Genomic DNA, 21,424 nt, shown 5'->3' with positions numbered 1-21,424 from the left:
TCACGAATGTTACTTTTCATGGAAGACCATTCATTTACGTTTTCGGTTACGCATTTATCCAATGTTTCACTAACAAGTACATTGGCTTTTTCAAGAAGCTGCTCAGATTCTCTAACATAAACAAATCCTCTTGAGATTATGTTCGGTCCTGAAATGATCGCTCCATTTTCTTTATTTAACGTAACAACCACAACAAGAATTCCATCCTTAGAAAGCAACCGTCTGTCACGAAGAACAATGTTGCCAACGTCACCAACACCCAGTCCATCAATCAATACATTTCCTGATGGAACCTTTCCAGCTCGGCGCGCCTGTCCATTCACAAACTCAACCACTTCACCTTTATCAATAATATGAATGTTCTCTTTTTTCACACCCACTCCTATGGCAAGCTCCCGGTGAGCATGCTGCATTCGATACTCTCCGTGAATAGGTAAGAAATAGGTTGGGCGCATAAGATTTAACATTAATTTTAATTCTTCTTGACTACCATGTCCTGAGGCATGGACACGAGAACTACCAAAAACAACATTTGCACCAATGCGGTGGAGCATGTCGATAATCGCTGATACAGATTTCTCATTACCAGGGATTGGTGTAGCAGCAATAATGACCGTGTCACTTGCAGAAATCGTAATTTGACGATGGGCACCTTTTGCCATCCGTGTCAACGCTGACATCGGTTCACCTTGACTACCAGTTGTAATGATAGCCACTTGATGATCGCCATACTTAGAAACTTCATCAATCTCAATAAAAAGGTCGTCAGGAGCTTCTAAATAACCAAGCTTTTTCGCAATCGTTATGACTCTTACCATACTTTTACCAACAATTGCAAGCTTCCGCTTTGTTGAAATAGCTGCTTGAATGACCTGTTGAATACGGTGAACATTGGAAGCAAAGGTCGTGACAATGATACGTCCTTCCGTTCGATCGAACACTTCAAAAATCCCTTGACCAACCTCTGACTCAGATCGTGTCATTCCAGGTCGTTCTGCATTTGTACTGTCAGATAACAAGCAAAGGACGCCACGGTGACCGATCGCTGCCATTTTTCCAATATCGGCTTGCTTTCCATCTACCGGTGTTTGATCAAATTTAAAATCACCTGTATGAACGATCGCACCTTGTGATGTATCAATGCATACACCGACAGAGTCGGGAATACTGTGATTGGTCCGGAAAAACGACACTTTTGTTGATCCAATTTTCAAGCGAGAGTTTGCATCTACGAGCCGTAACTTAGCTGAACGTAGAATACCAGCTTCCTTTAATTTTTCTTCCACTAATCCTAATGTTAATTTTGTACCATAAACAGGTACATTTAATTTTTGTAATACATAGGAAAGGCCACCGATGTGGTCTTCATGTCCATGGGTTAAAATAATCCCTCGAACCCGCTCTTTTTGCTCAACAAGATAAGACACATCTGGAATGACAATATCCACTCCAAGCATGTCATCATCTGGGAACATTAATCCTGAGTCGACAACGAGAATGTCATCATCTACCTCGATTACATACATGTTTTTGCCGATCTCACCGACCCCGCCTAAGGCAAAAACACGAATAGTCTCTGATGGTTGCTTTGACACTTGACGTTCCTCCTATATTCTCTTTTTATTCTGTTTCTCTACTGCGTCTAGTGCGAATAAATTCCGTTCAAAACGTAGCTTACATGTTGCTGCGTTTGTCGTAAGAAAGACATAAGCGTACCTATTCATCGAGTGAAATCCTTCGATGTGTTTTTCCGTTCTGATCGAGCTATGCCCGTCCAGCTTGTATAAACATTTCAACAATCGTCTTAGCCGAAGCTTGTAACGTTATGAAATCACTTATGCATCCTTACGCGAAAAAAATGTTGCTCCGCTTAGTCTTCGCGCACGATTAATCCTTTCGTTACGTTTAAACACACGGCAACACATCCTGGTGCTGTCGTTCAACCCGAACTCATCACTTGGTTTAAGTATACATGATTTCCAAAAGCAAACACAAGACTGTTCTTTTTAAGATAGAGGTAGCCGCAACTTATCGATGTTCGAAACGAACTCATGCTTTTTTCATCAATAGCCCTTCCAACTATATTCCATCATTTCACTTTATTTATAAACTGCTTTTTCTTCTTATTCTTACCGTTTGTACTTTAGCAAAATGTTTAAAAGTCGCATTTAAACATCCGTTATAGCAAATCATTTTGTACATAATCACCTATAAATATTTACAATAGCGGTATAAAATATTTTTATTTGCTTATAAAATTCATAAAATATAAACTGAAAACATAATTTTGATTTATCGAAATAATCAAAAAATTAAAGGTGGTGTAATTGCAAAGTGTCGAAAAAGCTAATAATCGGTTACTTTTTGGTGTTTCTGTATTTAATGCTACATTTTGATCTTTTTTGGCTGGATCGAATGGATCCAATTGTTTTCGGTATGCCTTATATTTTATGGAGTAAAATCTTGTATGGTTTGTTAGCATGGCCATTTTTGTATTTTGTTTTTAAACTCATCTGGCCTCAATTACCAGATAATTTGGATGAAAATAGTTAATCAGATAGCATGAGAGGGGCAATTGCATGTTAACGGTTTTGTTTATAACCATCATTCTTTACTTAGGGTTAAATTTGTGGATTGGCTGGTACAGCAAAAAACAAATGAGCTTGTCTACTGAAGACTATTATATGGGGAACCGAAGCTTTGGAACTTTTGTTCTTTTTTGCACCATTTTAGGGACAAACATGTCAACATTTACAATGCTTGGTGTTGCAGGTCTATCTTATCGTAACGGTATAGGGATTTATGCATTAGTTATGGGTGGAGCTGTTGTTGGCATGTCCCTATTTAACTGGATATTCGGTGCAAGAGCATGGGCACTTGGTAAAAAATTTAAATATGTTACATCCACTGAATATATCGAAAATCGTTTTATGAGTCCTGTTTTAACAACGTTAGTTTTTATTGTTTTAGTGATGTATACACTGCCTTATATTACGATTGGTATGGTTGGAGCAGGAGCAGCCTTTGAAAATTTTAGTGACGGTGTCATACCTTATTGGTTAGGAGCGTTAATTGTCTCAGTCATCGTTGGCTATTACATTTGGAGTGGTGGCATGAGAGGAACAGCCTTAACCAATCTTGCTCAAACATTGATTTTCTTAGCGTTTTTAGTCATAGCTGTGGTTTGGATTGGTTTTAAACAAGGTGGTCCACAATCATTGCTAGAGCAAGTTCGTTCTATCAATCCGGATTTACTACATAGGGGAACTCAACCGATGTTTACCTGGCAAGAAATGTTGAGCTATATCGTTTTGTATAGTATTAATTTATTTGCCATGCCGCATCTTTATACTCGTTTTATGACAGCAAAAAGTGCAGTTGTTTTAAGAAAGACGGCAACCTTATATCCGCTTGGCGTTCTATTAACTTTTATACCTGCATGTATTCTTGGCTTTTGGGGAGTTGCATTAATACCAGGCTTAGAAGGAGCCGCTGCAGATAATATTATTTTTATGATTACCCGCGAGTATTTACCAAGTTGGATGTTTGCCTTAGCCGTTGTTGCTTTACTAGCGATTGTTATGTCTTCCATGGATGCACAAACTCTAACGGTTGCGAGTTTATTTACAAACGATGTCATGAAAGCTAGATTTAAAATTAATAATCCATTGAAATGGTGCAGAGTGTTTATTGTCTTTATTCTTGTTGCTTCATATGTTTTATGTTTATTACAACCGACAACCATTTTTGATTTAGCCGTACTTTCATTTACAGGAACAGCCTCTCTCATACCTGTACTTGTAGGCGCAATGTATTTTAGAAGAATCAATAAGCAAGGTGCAATTGCATCCGTTTTAACGAGCTTGATTTTAGTTCCATGTTACTTTGCAACAACGTTCTTTCCAGAGAGTATCATTGCCCAATCAATTGTTGAGTTGCTCCCTAGATTTGGTTTTCAACCAATTATCCCTGTATTATTTGCTTCACTTACTCTGCTAATTATTGTTACATTACTAACACCGAAACAAGAGAACGAAATTGCTGATGAACAATTTAAGTTTTTACATTCGATATACAATCAAAAAAACAAGAAGAGTACAGCAAGTATAAGTGTACCAAATGAAGAAGTTGTTTAAGTTTACGAAAAAATAGCAAACAAAAATTGGAGGGTTATAAATGAGTGATATCGGAAAGAAGTATCTAGCTGCAGCAGTTCAAATGGCACCAGTATGGCTTGATCGAGAGGCAACAACTGAAAAAGTTTGTTCAAAAATTATTGAATTAGGTCAAAAAGGTGTGCGTTTCATTGTGTTTCCAGAAGTCATGATTCCTGGTACACCACATTGGAATTGGAGCGAACCCATGAATCGTGAACTATATATAAGAATGTTTCAAAACTCAGTCGAAGTACCAAGTGAGACCCTAAGAAAAGTGGCAACGGCTTGTCGAAGCGCGAATGCTTATGTTGTTCTGGGTATAACGGAAAGAGAAGCAAAGGCTCTATATAATACGATTGTCTTTATTAACAATGAAGGACAATTAATTGGTAAGCACCGAAAAATGATCGCCACTCAATCAGAAAAAGTCATCTGGGCTGCTGGTGATGCCTCAGGATTACGAGTACATAATACGCCACTCGGTAAAATCGGCGGACTCATATGTGGGGAGCATAACAACTCATTAGCACGTTATGCCTTGGCTGAACAAGGTGAAGAAGTTCATGCGGCCGTTTGGGTATCTGGTGCAGCACGTAGAGGTGAGTTATACAACAGGTGGGTAGAAACATGGTGCCAAAGTTATGCCATGGCAAATCAAACGTTTGTTATTTGCGCTCAAGCCTGTGCCTCTGAAAAAGAAATCGAACGGTTTGGTTTCCCACATGTTGGTGGAGGTAGTTCAATCATTGCACCAGACGGTAGCTTTATTGCAGGTCCTGAAAAAAGCGGGGAAACCGACGTTATTGCGGAGATTGACTTTGAGAAGGCGATTTTCAATTATACGATTCTCGACACGATTTCTTATCACGGTCGTCCAGACTTATTTCAATTTGGCGTCAATCGAGAAACACAGTCAAACTCAACTCAGTTAGAAAATCAATTTGAAAAATACGATTTAACAGAGCAAGTGGAGCTATCTAAAATGTAAAGAGAAACAACAACCACAACAAATCATAATTGCCAAAAAAAGCTGGCTTATTCGTATATGAAGTAAGCCAGCTTTTTTGATCAAATGTTTTCAATGGTTTTTTGCAGTAACAGTCGCTCTTCTGAATGAAGAGGAACAAGTGGTAAGCGTACCCCACCTACGTCAAGCCCTTTTATTTGTAAGGCTGCTTTCACGCATGTAGGATTTGGTGCAGTGAACAGGCCCTTCATGATTGGTAAAAGCCGGCGATGAGCTGCCGCTGCTTGCAGTGTATTCCCGTTATGAAACGCTTGAACCATTTCTTGTAGCTCCTTACCGATCACATGGGAAGCAACGGAAACGACTCCTCTTCCTCCAATTGCTAATACAGGAAGAGCCAATGAATCATCACCACTATAAACTGAAAATGATTCATTCGTCCCTTCAATGACTGCAGCCATATGCTCTAAGTCACCATTTGCTTCTTTTAAAGAGACGATATTCGGCACATTGGCAAGCTCCAAAATGGTTTCCACACTCATGTTGACGATCGAGCGACCAGGAATGTTATAAAGCATCACTGGTAGATGTGTAGCTTCGGCGATTGCTTTGAAATGAGCAATCATTCCCGCTTGAGATGGTTTATTATAATATGGAGTAACAGCCATAATCCCATCTGCGCCAAGCTCTGTCGCTTTTTTCGTCATTTCCACAGAAGCATACGTATTATTTGTACCCGTTCCTGCAATAACAGGGACCCGCTTATTGACGATGCTAATGACCGTCGAAAACAAAGCTATTTTTTCTTCTACCGTCAGCGTTGGTGATTCCCCTGTTGTCCCTGCTACCACAAGGGCATCAGAGCCATTTTCCAGTAAGTACTCTACCAAGCGCTCCGCCTTTTTTAAGTCAATGTTCCCCTTCCCATCAAAAGGGGTAACCATTGCTGTGATTACATGGCCAAAGTCCATGTGTTTCAACTCCTTATCGAGGGCATTCATTTCATTGTTATCCTTGTTGCTGCCCAACTTGCTCAAGATGAAACATGGAATGGAGTGCGTTAACGGCCTTTGCCATATCTGTTTCCTTGACGAGTACCCAAATCGTTGTGTGGGAATCGGCTGATTGTAAGATCTGGATGTTCTCTCGAGATAGAGCTGCAACAATTTTAGCGGTAACACCTGGGACACCTGTCATACCAGCCCCTACCGCAGAAACCTTTGCACAATGGCGCTCGACTTCCGGTTCAAATCCTAGCTCCTTCAATACGGCAAGGGCACGGTCGGCAACAGAGTCCATGACCGTATAGACGACGCCACGTGGATTGATGTTAATAAAATCAACACTAATGTTTTCATTCGCCATTGCTTTAAACACTTTTTCCTGTAGGTCGTATTCCCCATCTTTCGCAAACACTTTGATTTGAGTCACATTCGCAAGATGAGCAATACCTGTGATGATACGATCTTGGACATCGCGAGCAGCTTGATCAGATAGCACGGAGGTGACAAGTGTCCCTTTTGCTTCCGAATACGTAGAGCGAATATGGATTGGAATTTTAGCCTGCATAGCGATTTCTACAGCGCGTGGATGAATAACTTTCGCTCCTTGGTAGGCCATGTTGCACACTTCATTATAGGTCATCGTCTCAAGTGGACGAGCCTCAGAAACAACTCTTGGATCAGCTGTCATGACACCTTCCACGTCTGTAAAGATATCAACCCATTCTGCATTCACTGCTGCCGCAAGAGCCGTCGCAGATGTATCGCTCCCTCCACGACCGAGTGTCGTTGTTTCCCCAGATTTCGACTGTCCTTGAAAACCAGCAACAACGACAACGTCTTGGTGAAGGAGAACTTGCTTCAGGTGCTCACATTTCATTTCCAAAATTTTCGCGTTCGTAAAATCCTCATTTGTACGAAAGCCAGCTTGTGCCCCTGTCATAGCTGTCGCTTGTAATCCGGAGCGGTTTAAGAGCTCTGTAAATACTACAGATGATATCACTTCCCCACATGAAACGAGTAAATCTTGTTCACGCTTGGCAAGATTGCTCGTATCAACCAAACCTAAAAGCGTATCGGTTGCATATGGATCGCCACGACGCCCCATTGCCGATACAACAACGATCACTTTGTACCCTGCTTGAACCGATTTAATCACATGCTCTGCCGCGATTTCACGTACTTCTGCGTTTTTTACAGACGTTCCGCCAAATTTTTGGACAATGATTTTCATAGAACACCTACTTTTATTTTAAAAGTTCGAGCTTAACTAGGCTTTCTGCAATTTGAACAGAGTTCCAAGCTGCACCCTTAAGAAGGTTATCAGAAACAATCCACATGTGATACCCGTTATCACGATCAAGATCGCGGCGTAGTCGACCGACAAAGACGTCATTTTTACCTACAGCATTTACTGCCATCGGGTACACTTGGTTCTCCGGATCATCTTCAAGGGTAACACCTGGAGCTGATCCGAGCAGTTCTTTAAGCTCAGCAACCGTTGCACCGCCTTTTTCCGTTTCAATGTAAACCGATTCTGAATGACCTGTTTCAACAGGAAGACGGACACACGTCGCAGCAACCTCTAATTTTTCCATATGCATAATTTTTTTTGTTTCATTGATCATTTTCATTTCTTCAAATGTGTAACCATTTTCTTGAAACAAATCAATTTGTGGAATGGCATTAAAGGCAATTTGATAATGCTTCTTGTCGCCGCCAACTGGTAAGATTTCTGCCTTTACTTCCTTTCCTTCTAATACAGCTTTCGATTGTTCTCTCATTTCCTCAATTGCTTCAAGTCCTGCACCCGAAACCGCTTGATACGTGGAAACGACCACTTTTTTCAGGCCGTATTTTTCACGAATCGGCTCAAGAGCAACGACCATTTGAATCGTTGAACAGTTAGGATTTGCAATGATTCCGTTATGTTCACGTAGATCCTCTTCGTTTACCTCAGGTACTACAAGAGGTACATTTGGGTCCATGCGGAATGCACTTGTATTATCTACAACAATGGCACCTCTTTTTACAGCTTCTGGAGCGAGCGCTTTAGATACAGAACCTCCAGCACTAAATAAAGCAACTTGAACACCTTCAAATGATTCAGGCGTCGCCTCTTCAACTGTAAACTCCTCTCCCTTAAACGTAACCTTTGTCCCTGCAGAGCGCTTTGAAGAGAGGAGCTTTAATTCAGCGATTGGAAAATTGCGTTCCTCTAGAGTTTTTAGCATTTGTTGTCCGACTGCGCCAGTTGCACCGACAACGGCAACATTAAATGTTTTTTGAGCTGTCATTTGTTCGTTCTCCCTTCTCCCATTTCCATCTTGTCGTTTTTGTTTTTCAGTAAAAATAATAATAGATGAGGTATCGATAATGACACCGAGCTATCTCTATTAAACTTTAAGGGATAATCTCCAAATAAGCAACTCTGCATAAGGTCTAATCTTTGAATTTTTCAATTAATAAGGGTTGTAATTGCCTTCCTTCTAGTGCAGCCTCAATTGTATCCACTAATGCTTCCATTCTAGCGACAAGTGAGTTTGGCTTCACTTGTGGATTATCTTGGCCAAAAGGAATAAAGTAAATGTTTTTCGTTGCCAACAAACGCATGATGTTCACACCATTTAATCCAAGTGCATCATTCGTAGAAATACCCAGGACGACTGGTTTTCCATTTCGCAATGTTGCTTTTGCGCCCATTAATACTGGCGAATCGGTCATGGCATTCGCAAGCTTACTTGTTGAGTTTCCCGTCAATGGGGCGATAACCATACAATCCAAGGGTTTTTTCGGACCAAAGGGCTCAGCTTTTACCATTGAATCAACAATCGGCTCAGGGGTAAGCTCTTGAATTTTTTTTATCCAGTCTGCACTATCACCAAACTTTGTATCCGTTGTTTGTACGGTGAACGTAACAAATGGTGTCACTCTCGCCCCTGACTCAACCAGCATTTCCATCTGCGGAATGACTTCATGATAGGTACAATGAGATCCTGTAATTCCAAAGCCAATATGTTTTCCTTTTAGTGACATTCGATTCCCTCCTTATTTTTCTTCATCCAGCAATTTTGTTAGGACGTCCGCTAAGATTTTCCCTGCTGTTTTCGGTGCCACAATCCCTGGAAGACCAGGTGCAAGCAAAGCCTTCATGCCCCGCTTTTCTGCGTATCGAAAGTCTGTCCCTCCTGGCTTTGAAGCCAAATCGATAATAAAACAATGGGTCGGCATTTCAGCGAGTACATTCGCCGTAATAATCGGCGCAGGGATCGTATTTATACAAAGATCGACATCTTTCAATTCTGTGATCAAACTTGAAGTATGAATGGGGATCAACCCCATCTCTGTAATGCGAGCAAGATGATGAGAGTCTCTTGCTGCCACTTTTACCTTCGCACCGAGCACGGCAAAGGTTCGCGCCACTGACATCCCTACTCTTCCTAAGCCAAGAACCGCCACATTCGCCCCATGAATTGTAAAATCAGTATGCTGTATCGCCATCATAACGGTCCCTTCAGCAGTTGGGATTGAATTATAAATGGCAACGTCATCTCGCTCCATTAGCTTGACGAGCTTGCGTTTTGTTTTGTTGACGCACGCGTCTAAGTAATGGTTACTAATCCCTGAGTAAAGAATGCAATGCTTTGGTGTTTTCTTTACCTGTTCATCTGTCAGCCGAATTTTTTCGTTTGAAAAAATCGTTTCAACCTCTCCTTTCCCATCGGTACCACTGATTGGCAGAAGAATGGCATCAACTGCATCCCATTCTAGCTCATCGACCTTTCGCTTCGTTACCCCTATAAAGCCATCATCTAATTGCTCAAATCCAATCAAGGAGATCTTTGCATCAAGGGTGGAAAGTTTGCGGATAATTTCCAGCTGTCTGGCATCACCGCCCATGATAACGACATGCTTTCCCGTTAACATACTGCTGTTCCCCTTTCTACTAGAGTCCACTCTAGTCGGTCTATTTCTTCGTACAAGTTAAGGACCCTGAAACTTCTCGTAAGATTCCTCCATAGCATATGAGCAAATTGGGCAATCGGTGAATGTACAATCCAACTTATTTTTGTGATTTATTTCACAATATTAACCACAAAAAGACCTTTTTGAACGGCTGCTCCCCTCTTGAGCGTGACTCGAAAGCTTAATCTAAACACCGCTTGATCGGTAGTGCCCTCCTGTAAGTACCAACCCTTTTTACACAGAAACCTGTATGAGCGGCTCGCTTTTGCTACTTGCATGAAAACGAGTTCGTCAAGTAACGCTGAGCAACCTTTCAATAAAGGGGTGTGAGCGACACACTTCCTGCTTTATCATCCTGTAAGCTCCGTCCCCTTTTCCACAAAAAAACACGGCTCACGCACCGTGTTCATTCAATGTTACCTAAATCTATGATGATCATATCCTGGCCTATTTTCTTAATTTGATTCCAGTATACCGTTACCTCTTTCTCTTTTTTACCAAAACCAAACCATTTCATCGTTGGAATAATAAATGCTTCAATTTGCCCGTTTTCTTCGTTAATGACAAGGTCTGTTTGCCCTAAAACACCAAGGCGTTCTCCCTTTTGAAAGTCAATGATTTCTTTACCACTTATCTCACTTAGTCTCATTCCATGTCCTCCGTTTCTCACCATTGTCCATATACTAGATGTATGAAACGAATCAAAAAAAAAGACCAGCCATTAGCTGATCTCTACTGCAATGCTTTTGGAAGCTCTCCTGTTGAACTAATGAGAGAAACAGAAGGCTTACTGCCGAGAATTTCTTTAGCTAATTGATTCACCTCGTCAAGCTTCACGTGATTAATTTCATCAATCATATCATCAAGGCTCCGATGTCGTTTCAGCAACAATTCATTTTTGCCGTTTCGACTCATTCGGCTATTTGTGCTTTCTAAACTAAGCATTAAACTTCCTTTCAACTGCTCTTTCCCATTTAGAAGCTCTTTTTCAGAGATTCCTTTCTTCATAAGCTCATTTGTCGTACCTTGCAGAGCCTCGACTAACTCATCGAGCTGGCTCAATCCAGTTCCAGCATAAATTGTCAACATTCCACTGTCATGATAAGAAGAATGGTAAGAAAATACAGAATAACATAGGCCCCGGTTTTCACGAATTTCTTGGAATAAACGGCTACTCATGCTTCCTCCAAGGACATTGTTTAAAAGGACAAGGGCATACACATGCTCATCCCCAACAGGTAACCCTGGATAGCCTAAACATAAATGAGCTTGCTCTGTGTCTTTTTTTCTGGACGCATGATTTGAAAGGAAGTTCGGCTTTTCTCCTCGATATTGATGCGTAGTCGGCTTCACTTGAGCAAAGGTTTTCTTTAACCTTTCTAGTAGCTCATCCGTTATATTTCCCGCAACAGATATAACAACATAATCACCTGTATAAAAACGATCCATATAGCTTCTTAACGTCGTTTCATCAAAGGTTTGAAGGGTTTCTACCGTCCCAAGTATCGGATAGCCTAAAGCGTGCTTACCATATGATACTTGACTTAAAAGATCGTGCACAATATCATCTGGTGTATCATCAACCATTTTGATTTCTTCATAGACGACGTTCCGTTCTTTTTCCAATTCCGCTTTTTCAAAGGTAGAGTTAAAAAACATATCAGAAAGGACATCGACAGCATACTCAGCATGTTCATCTAACACTTTTGCATAATAGCACGTATATTCCTTCGACGTAAAAGCATTAACTTGACCACCAATCCGGTCAAATGACTCAGCGATTTCAGCAGCTGTTCTTGTCTTTGTACCTTTAAAAAACATATGTTCAAGAAAATGAGAGATCCCGTTTTCTTCAGGTTGTTCAAATCGCGATCCTGTTCCAATCCAAATTCCTACTGAGACGGAACGAACCGTTGTGATTTTCTCCGCAATAATTCGTACGCCATTCTCTAATTCAATTTTCTGTATCAATCTGCAGCCCCCTGTTTTTTGTCAAGGCTTACGCCAACGTGTACACGTGATTCATCCATAAGGTCTGAGACATTTCCAATCTTTAATCCCTTTTCCTTGATCCCAATAATGAGTTGCTCCAGCCCTTTAGCACTTGCTTCCGTTGGATGCATAAGCACCATTGCCCCAGGGTGCATTTTCGCTAAAACTCGGTGAACCATCTCATTCGGATCTGGCTTTCGCCAATCAATGGTATCGACGGACCACATAATCGTTTTCATATTATGCTTGGCCGCTCTTGCTACAACGGTATCATTGTAGCTTCCACTTGGTGGTGCAAACCATTCTGGTGTAACATCTAGCGTCGCCTTGATGACATCGTTTGTTTTTTGTAGCTCTTCATCGATTCGTTCGATGGTGATCCTCTGCATATCAGGATGAGAGTAAGCATGGTTCCCAATTTCATGGCCTTCCTCTACTATCATTGTAGCCAATTGTGGGTTTTTTTTCACCCAAGAACCATCGAGAAAAAACGTTGATTTCACACCTTGCTCATTCATCACCTTTAACATATCAGGAATATACTCATTGCCCCATGCTACATTCACAAGGAGAGTGACCATTGGTTTTTGCGGATTGCCACGAAAAATTGGTGCAGGGGGCAGGTCTTGAAGATGTACCTTAGGCTTCGTTTCTCGATAAACCAACTGCCTTGCATCAAAGGTTCCGTGAAGTTTCATCCGTTCATAAGACTCGTCAATATCTATTTCTACCCCGTTATAACCTGGTGTAGCCTTCCACACCTGATCAATGACAGCATCGGTTGCTGGCTCCATGTATTTCTTCGCATGAGTAACGATTTCAGCGTACAACGGGTCGTTGTTTGTCGCAACCATTTGACTGTCCTCTTTGATTGCATCTATATAACTTGTGGAAAATGGGTTTTGGACTGCTCCATATGAGAGAAGAACGACAACACAAAATACACAAGCATGAACAATGATTTTTTTCAATCCATCTCTCCCTCCTTCTTCTTCACCGTATGCAGAAGAAGGACAGGTTAGAACAGACCTAGTGTTCAGCTAAGCTGTTGTCTTACGATTCAACGATGAAAAAGAGACTGGCTTTTCCCCTTCCAGTCTCCTTCCATTATCCTTGCTTTTGTTTTTCTTTTTCTTCCTTAAGGACAGCTTTGCGGGAAAGATTTACGCGCCCTTGTTCGTCGATTTCTGTCACTTTAACCATGATTTCGTCGCCAAGCTTCAGCACATCTTCCACTTTGTTCACCCGTTCTTCCGCAAGCTGGGAAATGTGAACGAGGCCATCTTTTCCTTTGAAAATTTCAACGAATGCCCCGAATTTTTCAATTCGCTTGACTTTTCCAAGGTAGATTTGACCAACCTCTACCTCACGAACAAGATCCTCAATAATCGTTCGAGCTTTTTGATTCATTGACATATCGATCGATGAAATATAGATTGTACCATCTTGCTCGATATCAATCTTAACACCAGTGTCCTCAATGATTTTATTAATGATCTTTCCGCTTGGTCCAATCACATCGCGAATTTTATCCGGATTGATTTTCATTGTCATAATTTTCGGTGCGTACTCAGAAAGTTCTTCACGAGATTCGCTGATTGCTGAAAGCATGCTTTCAAGGATAATCATCCGACCACGTTTTGCTTGTGCCAACGCTTCCTCTAAGATATTCCGGTCAATACCAGAAATTTTAATATCCATTTGAAGCGCTGTTACGCCTTTTTTCGTGCCCGCAACTTTAAAGTCCATGTCCCCTAGCGCATCTTCCATTCCTTGAATATCTGTTAATACCGTAACATGCTCGCCTTGCTTGACAAGACCCATGGCAATTCCAGCAACGGGTGCTTTAATTGGTACACCGGCATCCATCATCGCAAGGGTGCTCGCGCAAATGCTTGCCTGTGAAGTCGAACCATTTGACTCCAGCACTTCCGATACAAGACGAATCGTATATGGAAAGTCTTGTTCACTTGGAATAATTGGTTCAAGTGCTCGTTCGCCTAATGCCCCGTGTCCAATCTCCCGTCGACCTGGTCCACGAATCGGGCCTGTTTCACCGACACTAAATTGCGGGAAATTATAATGGTGCATAAAGCGCTTGGATTCCTCAATACCAAGCCCGTCCAAAATTTGTACATCGCCAAGAGCACCAAGAGTACAAATGCTCAATGCTTGCGTTTGTCCACGTGTAAACAAACCAGACCCATGCGTACGAGGCAAGAGTTTTACTTGAGAAGAAAGGGGACGAATTTCGTCAATCGCCCGTCCATCTGGTCGGATTTTTTCAACGGTAATGAGACGGCGCACTTCTTCTTTTACAATCTTATGTAAAATTTCCTTCACTTCGCCAACATTTACGTCTTCTTGCTCCTCATAGTTTTCCACGACTTTGTTCATGACTGCGTCGATAGCATCTTGACGCGCATGCTTTTCTTGAACTTGAACCGCCTTTTTCAGTTCTTCCTCTGCTTGTTCACGGACTGCTTTTTCTAATTCAGGATCAAGCTGCTTTAACTTAACTTCGCTTTTTTCTTTTCCTACTTCAGAGGCAATTTTTTCTTGGAACTCAATGAGTCGCTTTATTTCATTGTGTCCAAACATAATCGCTTCAAGCATGACTTCCTCTGGAACTTCATTTGCCCCTGCTTCAACCATGTTGATGGCTTCTTTCGTTCCAGCTACAACAAGGTTGATATCACTTTTATCTAGCTGATCTGTCGTTGGGTTAATCACAAACTCATCATCAATCCGACCAACTGTAACACCAGCAATTGGTCCTTCAAATGGTATATCAGAAATACATAGGGCCATCGATGAACCTAACATGGCTGCCATCTCAGCTGAACAGTTTTGATCAGCACTCATGACGATGCTAATCACTTGTACTTCATTCCGGAAACCGTCTGGGAAAAGAGGACGAATTGGACGGTCAATTAACCGGCTCGCTAATATCGCCTTTTCACTTGGACGACCTTCACGCTTAATAAAGCCACCAGGAATTTTTCCTGCCGCATAAAGTCGCTCCTCATAGTTAACAGTTAGAGGAAAAAAGGGTAAATCTTTAGGTTCCTTCGATGCTGTAACAGTTGAAAGTACAGCTGTATCACCATAACGAACTAGGACAGCACCGTTAGCTTGCTTTGCTAGTTGACCTGTTTCAACCGTTAGCTCACGACCGGCCCAGTCAAGGGAAAATACATGTTTTTCTTGTTCCATTCACGAGTACTCCTCTCGTACACAAATATAATCAATCTTTCCTTATTATTGCCTATTTATAAGGAAATTAAAAGAGAAATCGAAAATGATTAGCATGCTTGATGAATTTTACCACCGTTTTTAACCTAAGAAAAAAGCGGGAATGATCCCGCTTTCCTTTTTCCTAAATTATCGACGTAAACCAAGCTTATCAACTAGGTTACGATAACGAGTAACATCCTTGTTACGAAGGTACGTTAACAAGTTACGACGTTGACCGACCATTTTCAAAAGACCACGACGTGAGTGATGATCTTTCTTATGAGTACGTAAATGATCATTTAGAGTGTTGATTTGCTCTGTAAGGATAGCTACTTGAACCTCTGGAGATCCTGTATCGCTGTCATGCGTTTTAAAAGCAGCAATGATTTTATTTTTGCGCTCTTGTGATAATGCCATCCTGTCCACCTCCTTTTTTCTATCTCCAATTCCCTAGCAAGCGTCGGTGAATCGCTATGCCAAGCAATGGATCGGTACATAAGTACAAAGAGTAGTTTACACGTTTTATAAACAAAAAGCAAGGATGAAAAAAGAACATGCTAGTAAAAATTGAGAGAATCTATCGGACGAGGGTGACATTTCTGTTTCATTGATTTGAGCTTGAATCATATGGTTCGTGCCCATTTACACCCTTTGCTCAAAAAACGCCTGAGCTTGATGGCTATCTGCTTTAATTTGTTCAACAAGCGCTTCGATACCAGTAAATTTTTTTTCTGCTCTGATATAGTGCTTAAAGCGAACACGAACAAAAGCGTCATATAAATTCCCTTTAAAGTTAAAAAGGTGGACTTCAATTGATGGAATCTTTTCTTTTTCATCATAAAAAGTCGGTTTGTAGCCAACATTGCAGACACCCTCATACCTTTGTCCCTCATGAAGAAATTCTACTGCATACACCCCTGTTTTTGGAATAATATAACGGTCCTTTGGTTTGACATTTGCCGTAGGGAAGCCAATTGTTCGTCCTCGCTTGTCTCCATGAATGACCGTCCCTGAAACTTCATAGTCTCTTCCTAAATAGAAAGGGATTTTTTCAACCTCGCCCTTTTCTAGCAATTCACGAATTTTTGTTGAGCTTATTTTTACCCCTTCTCGCTCTATTTTTGCCACCGTTGTTTGCGTCAATTGGTTACGCGCATGGAACGGAAGCGTCTCCATTGTCCCTTTCCCAAGCTGACCATATGTAAAATCAAAACCAGCGACAACATGAACGACATGTAAACCGATCAAATACTGATCAACAAATTGCTGTGGTGTCAATTGAGCAAAAGCATGATCAAATTTCACAAAATAAAGTCGATCAATCCCGAGCCGTTCCATTTGCTCTATTTTATCTTCCACTGGTGTGATGTAGGGCATCTGCTCCGATTCTTTACGAAGTACTTCCTTCGGATGAGGATGGAACGTCATGACTGCTAATTGAATGCCTCTCTTTACAGCTTCATGTTTTCCTGCTTCAATCACATGCTGGTGACCAATATGAACGCCATCAAAATAGCCAAGAGCCATGACGGTTGGAGGGGATTGCTCTTTTTTTACATCTAATGGGTGCTGTAGAAAAATCGTTTCCATCGTATCTATCACCTTTCCCTGAAAACTTCCATTTAATCAATTCTATGACAGTGAAAATAACATTTTTTCAGGTTTGACCAAGTCTGGCTTTGTGGGATGCTGCTTATATACAGCCAAACAAATCCCTTTTTCATTATATACACTAAAATGGTTTTCATCGAACAATTCGCGAGGAAGTACAGCGCCGTTCTTTATTTGCTCTTCTATCCTTGAATTTACGACCTGCTTTGGTAAGTGAGCGATGGCTAATTCCAATGGTAATAGCACAGAAGCCACATCGTTTGTTGCCAAACGTTTTTCTAGCTCTGCAAAGGTCAAGCACTGCTGAAGCTCAAAGGGTCCCGATGCCGTTCGAGTTAAATCGGACATGTGTGCGGGATAACCTATTTTTTCTCCGATATCAACTGCAAGTGTTCGCACATACGTCCCCTTGCTGCAATGAACGCGAAAACGAAAGCGAACAAGACCATTTTCTTCAACCACCTTACTCGTTAAATCAAGGGAATGAATATGCACACGTCGCTCGGGGCGTTTGACCTCAATCCCAGCGCGAGCATACTCATAAAGCCGTTTCCCTTTTACTTTAACGGCAGAAAACATGGGTGGAATTTGAACGATTTCTCCCAGAAACGTATGCAACACGTTTGAAACTTCTATCTCATCAATCGTCCGATCAACGAGACGTTCGTATACCTTTTCTCCACTTCGGTCTTCCGTTGTCGTAGAGTAACCAAGTGTAACCTCACCTTCATAGGTTTTCGGATAATCAGACATATATTGTGCAACCTTTGTTGCCCGACCTAGACAAATGGGAAGAACTCCCTCAACATCTGGATCGAGTGTTCCTGTATGACCAACTTTTTTTGTATGAAACAGCTTTCGAATTTTCACAACACAATCATGTGACGTCATTCCTGCTGGCTTAAATAATGGAAGAATGCCAGTTACATCCATGCTTACACCCACTTTATCCTGCTTTTTTATCAATTCCCTCTACGATCTTATTGTCTTACTCATTATGTAAATGAAGGAAGGGATAGGCAGACATTCTCCCTATCCCTTTATCTTCCTAATTGTTATTGTGATTATTTATCCTCACGGTTAAGGTTTTGTAAAAGACTCTCAATTCGATTGCCATATTCAATAGAATTGTCAAATTCAAAAATTAAATCCGGCGTTTTTCGAAGGCGAATCCGTTTCCCTACTTCTGAACGAATAAAGCCTTTTGCCTTGGATAACCCTTGAAGTGTTGCTTCTTTTTGCTCGTCATCCCCAAGCACGGTAATGTATACTTTTGCTTGCTGCAAGTCACCTGTGACATCAACGCCCGTTACAGTTACAAACGTAATCCGCGGGTCTTTGATTTCTCTCATAAGAATGTCACTAAGTTCTTTTTTCATTTGTTCACCGACACGGTGTGCCCGTACGTTGCTCACTAATCATCACCTCACCTTATATTATAGCCACTCAAATTGAGTAACCGTTCGCTCCGATTCCGTGCTCCCATCGATGAGAGCAAGAGCACGCTGTAATTCTCGTTCAGCCGCCTGACGATCCGAAGCGACAGTGACAATAGACAGCTCGGCTCGCTGCCATACGTCTTGATGGTTCGTTTCGGCCACCGCTACATTAAAGCGTTGCTTTAAGCGAGTCTGAATGCTTTTCATAACGGACCGCTTTTCCTTTAACGAACTGGCATCGTAAATGAGGAGTTCGCAATAGACGACACCGATGGTCATTTTCGTTCGACTTCCTCCATCACATACGCTTCAATGATGTCTCCTTCTTTTACATCATTAAAGTTTTCAAGGGTAATTCCGCACTCGTAGCCTGCTGCGACTTCTTTTGCGTCTTCCTTGAAGCGTTTTAACGCATTGATTGCTCCTTCATAAATCACGATGCCGTCGCGAATTAAGCGAACGGTTGAATCTCTCGTAATTTTCCCATCTGTCACATAAGAGCCTGCAATCGTACCGATCTTCGACACTTTAAAGATTGTGCGGACTTCCACTTGACCTATGACTTTTTCCACAAATTCAGGGTCTAACATCCCTTTCATTGCTGCTTCGATTTCATCGATCGCATTATAGATGACACGGTGCAAACGAATGTCTACTTTTTCTACTTCAGCGGTTCGTTTTGCATTCACATCTGGGCGAACGTTAAATCCAATAATAATTGCGTTTGATGCAGATGCCAAAATAACGTCAGATTCTGCAATCGCACCAACACCTGTATGGATGATGTTAACTTTTACACCTTCCACTTCAATTTTTTCAAGCGATCCTCTCATCGCTTCAACAGATCCTTGTACGTCCGCTTTAATAATGACGTTAATTTCTTTAACCTCACCTTGTTGAATTTGGTTAAAGAGATCGTCTAGACTTACTCTTGATGTTTCAGAACGCTCCTCATCACGTTGACGAATCGCACGAGACTCACCAATTTGACGTGCTTTTTTCTCATCATTAAATGCTTGGAATTGATCACCTGCCTGTGGGACATCATTTAATCCAGTAATTTCGACTGGGGTAGACGGACCAACAGTTTTCACACGGCGACCAAGGTCGTTCACCATTGCACGCACACGACCAAAAGCATTTCCAACGACAATCGGATCTCCAACCTTTAATGTTCCATTTTGAACAAGCAAGGTCGCAACAGGTCCACGGCCTTTATCAAGCTTTGCCTCAATGACCGTCCCCCGGGCAAGCTTGTCAGGATTTGCTTTTAGCTCCTCCACTTCAGAAACAAGCAAGATCATCTCAAGCAGTTCATCAATACCTGCGCCCGTCAATGCTGATACTTGAACAAAAATGGTGTCTCCGCCCCATGCTTCCGGAACAAGCTCGTACTCGGTCAATTCCTGCATCACCCGATCAGGATTCGCACTTTCCTTATCAATTTTGTTCACTGCAACGATAATCGGTACACCTGCAGCTTTCGCGTGGCTGATGGCTTCCTTTGTCTGAGGCATGACACCATCATCAGCAGCAACAACGAGGATCGTAATATCCGTCACTTTCGCACCACGTGCACGCATCGTTGTAAATGCAGCATGGCCTGGTGTATCAAGGAACGTAATTGGCTTACCAGCTAAATTAACTTGGTATGCACCGATATGCTGCGTGATTCCACCCGCTTCTCCTTCCGTTACTTTTGTGTTTCGAATGGAGTCAAGTAAAGTCGTTTTCCCATGGTCAACATGACCCATAATTGTGACAACTGGTGGACGTTCTTTTAAGTCTTCCGGCTTATCTTCGTCGATATAGCTCTCAATATCTGTTTCATCGATAATAATTTCTTCTTCTACCTCTACCCCGTAATCTCCCGCAATCAGCTCAATAGAATCTTTATCAAGCTCTTGGTTAATGGTTGCCATCACACCAAGAAACATGAGCTTTTTAATGAGTTCAGAAGGCTCTTTATTCAATTTATCAGCAAGCTCGCCAACAGTAAGGGAGCCAGAGTACGTTATTTTATCAGGTAATGGCTTTGCCTTCGGTGGCTCTTGGCGACCACCAGCTCCACCGCGGGTTTTCTTATTTCCGCCACGGTTGTTTTGCTGGTTTTGCGGCCGATTTTGAGGCTTGTTTTTCCCTTTTTTCTTCCCACCTGCTGTTTGTTGTTGACCTTGCGAACGGTTATCATCACGCTGACTATTCTCTTGTGCTCGATTCTCCTGTTTGTTATTCGTTTGCGGCTTTGAAGCTTTTTTATCCGTTCCAGCTGAAGCGGCTCCATTTCCCTCTAACAAGTTAATCGCATGCTCATCAATTACCGACATGTGATTCGTAACGGCTACATTATACGATTTTAACTTTTCAATAATATCTTTACTTGCAACATTTTTCTCTTTGGCATATTCATATATTCGCATCTTCCTCATATGTTTACCTCCACCTTTATTGGTCGATCATTGCGGTTAGCTTTTTGCCAAATCCAACATCCTTCACTCCGATAACGACGCGTTCAGGTTTACCAATTGCCTGCCCTAACGCATAACGATCAGCGACAATCCGTACAGGAATGTTGTAATATCCGCATTTGTCCAATACTTTTTTCTTTGTCTGTTCTGACGCATCAGAAGAGAGTAAAACAAGAGCAAGTCCACGCTTTCGAACCTCTTTAATGACAAGCTCTTCACCAGTCACAAGCTGCCTCGCCCGTGCTGCAAGACCTAAAAGGGACATCCATTTTGATTCCGTCCCATTCATTTCCTTACACCTCGTTGTCTCGCCTCTTCTAGTTGATCATAAATTTCTTCACTTACTTTTACATTTAAGTGCCGAGAAAGAATATCCTTCTTCTTCGCTAGTTCAAAACACTCTTTGCTGTTGCTAATGTAAGCACCGCGACCATTTTTCTTCCCCGTTAAGTCAATGGAAACGTCTCCTTCAGGTGTGCGCACAATTCGAATTAACTCTTTTTTCGGCTTCATTTCGTTTGTGACGACACACTTTCGAAGGGGAACTTTTCGTTGCTTCATTGGCTCCATCTCCTTTACACTACTC

20 protein-coding genes are annotated in these 21,424 nt (G+C 41.7%); 2 read left to right on the top strand and 18 right to left on the bottom strand.

Going from position 1 to position 21,424, the window contains the following annotated elements; all coding sequences use genetic code 11:
* Positions 1-1,595 (bottom strand): ribonuclease J (locus tag BLT_RS0108540; protein ID WP_017727373.1); only part of this gene is annotated, 1,595 nt, incomplete at its 3' end.
* 984 nt (positions 1,596-2,579) lie between these two features.
* Here BLT_RS0108540 and BLT_RS0108530 point away from each other — a divergent pair.
* A complete protein-coding gene (locus BLT_RS0108530; protein WP_017727371.1) occupies positions 2,580-4,136 on the top strand; it encodes a sodium:solute symporter family protein in 1,557 nt (518 codons plus the stop codon).
* Positions 4,137-4,176: 40 nt separating this feature from the next.
* Positions 4,177-5,145 (top strand): carbon-nitrogen hydrolase family protein, encoded by a 969-nt coding sequence (locus tag BLT_RS22650; RefSeq protein WP_017727370.1) that lies wholly within the window; start codon positions 4,177-4,179, stop codon positions 5,143-5,145.
* Positions 5,146-5,225: 80 nt separating this feature from the next.
* Here the strand turns inward: BLT_RS22650 and dapA are convergent, their stop codons facing one another.
* From dapA to rnpM, 17 genes are all read right to left on the bottom strand, one after another.
* Positions 5,226-6,095, bottom strand: a complete 870-nt coding sequence (gene dapA / locus BLT_RS0108520; protein WP_017727369.1) for a 4-hydroxy-tetrahydrodipicolinate synthase — start codon at positions 6,093-6,095, stop codon at positions 5,226-5,228.
* A gap of 37 nt (positions 6,096-6,132) precedes the next feature.
* Positions 6,133-7,359 carry an aspartate kinase gene (gene dapG / locus BLT_RS0108515; protein WP_017727368.1) on the bottom strand — a complete coding sequence of 409 codons (1,227 nt, stop codon included), beginning with the start codon at positions 7,357-7,359 and terminating at the stop codon, positions 6,133-6,135.
* Between the two features lie 13 nt (positions 7,360-7,372).
* Positions 7,373-8,422, bottom strand: a complete 1,050-nt coding sequence (asd, locus tag BLT_RS0108510; protein ID WP_017727367.1) for an aspartate-semialdehyde dehydrogenase — start codon at positions 8,420-8,422, stop codon at positions 7,373-7,375.
* 145 nt (positions 8,423-8,567) lie between these two features.
* Entirely contained in the window at positions 8,568-9,161 is a 594-nt protein-coding gene (dpaB, locus tag BLT_RS0108505) for a dipicolinate synthase subunit B (protein WP_017727366.1), read from the bottom strand.
* 12 nt (positions 9,162-9,173) lie between these two features.
* Entirely contained in the window at positions 9,174-10,052 is an 879-nt protein-coding gene (dpaA, locus tag BLT_RS0108500; protein ID WP_017727365.1) for a dipicolinic acid synthetase subunit A, read from the bottom strand.
* A 445-nt stretch (positions 10,053-10,497) separates the two neighbouring features.
* Complete coding sequence (locus BLT_RS0108490; protein ID WP_017727363.1) at positions 10,498-10,740, bottom strand: YlmC/YmxH family sporulation protein; 243 nt, start codon at positions 10,738-10,740, stop codon at positions 10,498-10,500.
* An 83-nt stretch (positions 10,741-10,823) separates the two neighbouring features.
* The gene (locus BLT_RS0108485; protein ID WP_017727362.1) at positions 10,824-12,062 is read right to left on the bottom strand and encodes a M16 family metallopeptidase; all 1,239 of its coding nucleotides are present in this window, start codon (positions 12,060-12,062) and stop codon (positions 10,824-10,826) included.
* Positions 12,059-13,054 carry a polysaccharide deacetylase family protein gene (locus tag BLT_RS0108480; RefSeq protein WP_017727361.1) on the bottom strand — a complete coding sequence of 332 codons (996 nt, stop codon included), beginning with the start codon at positions 13,052-13,054 and terminating at the stop codon, positions 12,059-12,061. The genes BLT_RS0108485 and BLT_RS0108480 overlap by 4 nt, the downstream gene beginning before the upstream one ends.
* Before the next feature lie 136 nt (positions 13,055-13,190).
* Positions 13,191-15,299, bottom strand: a complete 2,109-nt coding sequence (gene pnp / locus BLT_RS0108475; protein ID WP_017727360.1) for a polyribonucleotide nucleotidyltransferase — start codon at positions 15,297-15,299, stop codon at positions 13,191-13,193.
* Between the two features lie 168 nt (positions 15,300-15,467).
* A complete protein-coding gene (gene rpsO, locus BLT_RS0108470) occupies positions 15,468-15,737 on the bottom strand; it encodes a 30S ribosomal protein S15 (RefSeq protein WP_017727359.1) in 270 nt (89 codons plus the stop codon).
* A 225-nt stretch (positions 15,738-15,962) separates the two neighbouring features.
* A complete protein-coding gene (gene ribF / locus BLT_RS0108465) occupies positions 15,963-16,910 on the bottom strand; it encodes a bifunctional riboflavin kinase/FAD synthetase (protein WP_017727358.1) in 948 nt (315 codons plus the stop codon).
* 42 nt (positions 16,911-16,952) lie between these two features.
* Complete coding sequence (gene truB, locus BLT_RS0108460; protein WP_017727357.1) at positions 16,953-17,864, bottom strand: tRNA pseudouridine(55) synthase TruB; 912 nt, start codon at positions 17,862-17,864, stop codon at positions 16,953-16,955.
* A 131-nt stretch (positions 17,865-17,995) separates the two neighbouring features.
* Positions 17,996-18,346, bottom strand: coding sequence for a 30S ribosome-binding factor RbfA (rbfA, locus tag BLT_RS0108455; RefSeq protein WP_017727356.1), 351 nt, complete (start codon positions 18,344-18,346; stop codon positions 17,996-17,998).
* 21 nt (positions 18,347-18,367) lie between these two features.
* Complete coding sequence (locus BLT_RS0108450) at positions 18,368-18,649, bottom strand: DUF503 domain-containing protein (RefSeq protein WP_017727355.1); 282 nt, start codon at positions 18,647-18,649, stop codon at positions 18,368-18,370.
* The gene (gene infB / locus BLT_RS0108445; protein WP_017727354.1) at positions 18,646-20,799 is read right to left on the bottom strand and encodes a translation initiation factor IF-2; all 2,154 of its coding nucleotides are present in this window, start codon (positions 20,797-20,799) and stop codon (positions 18,646-18,648) included. The genes BLT_RS0108450 and infB overlap by 4 nt, the downstream gene beginning before the upstream one ends.
* Before the next feature lie 16 nt (positions 20,800-20,815).
* Positions 20,816-21,127 carry a YlxQ family RNA-binding protein gene (locus BLT_RS0108440; RefSeq protein ID WP_017727353.1) on the bottom strand — a complete coding sequence of 104 codons (312 nt, stop codon included), beginning with the start codon at positions 21,125-21,127 and terminating at the stop codon, positions 20,816-20,818.
* The gene (gene rnpM, locus BLT_RS0108435) at positions 21,124-21,399 is read right to left on the bottom strand and encodes an RNase P modulator RnpM (protein WP_017727352.1); all 276 of its coding nucleotides are present in this window, start codon (positions 21,397-21,399) and stop codon (positions 21,124-21,126) included. Before rnpM ends, BLT_RS0108440 begins: the two co-directional genes overlap by 4 nt.
* Between the last annotated feature and the right edge of the window lie 25 nt (positions 21,400-21,424).

This window comes from Halalkalibacterium ligniniphilum (assembly GCF_000334155.1).
Taxonomy (GTDB): Bacteria; Bacillota; Bacilli; order Bacillales; family Bacillaceae_D; genus Halalkalibacterium; species Halalkalibacterium ligniniphilum.
Note: the sequence above shows the minus strand (reverse complement) of the source record. Positions and strands in the feature narration are given on the sequence as shown.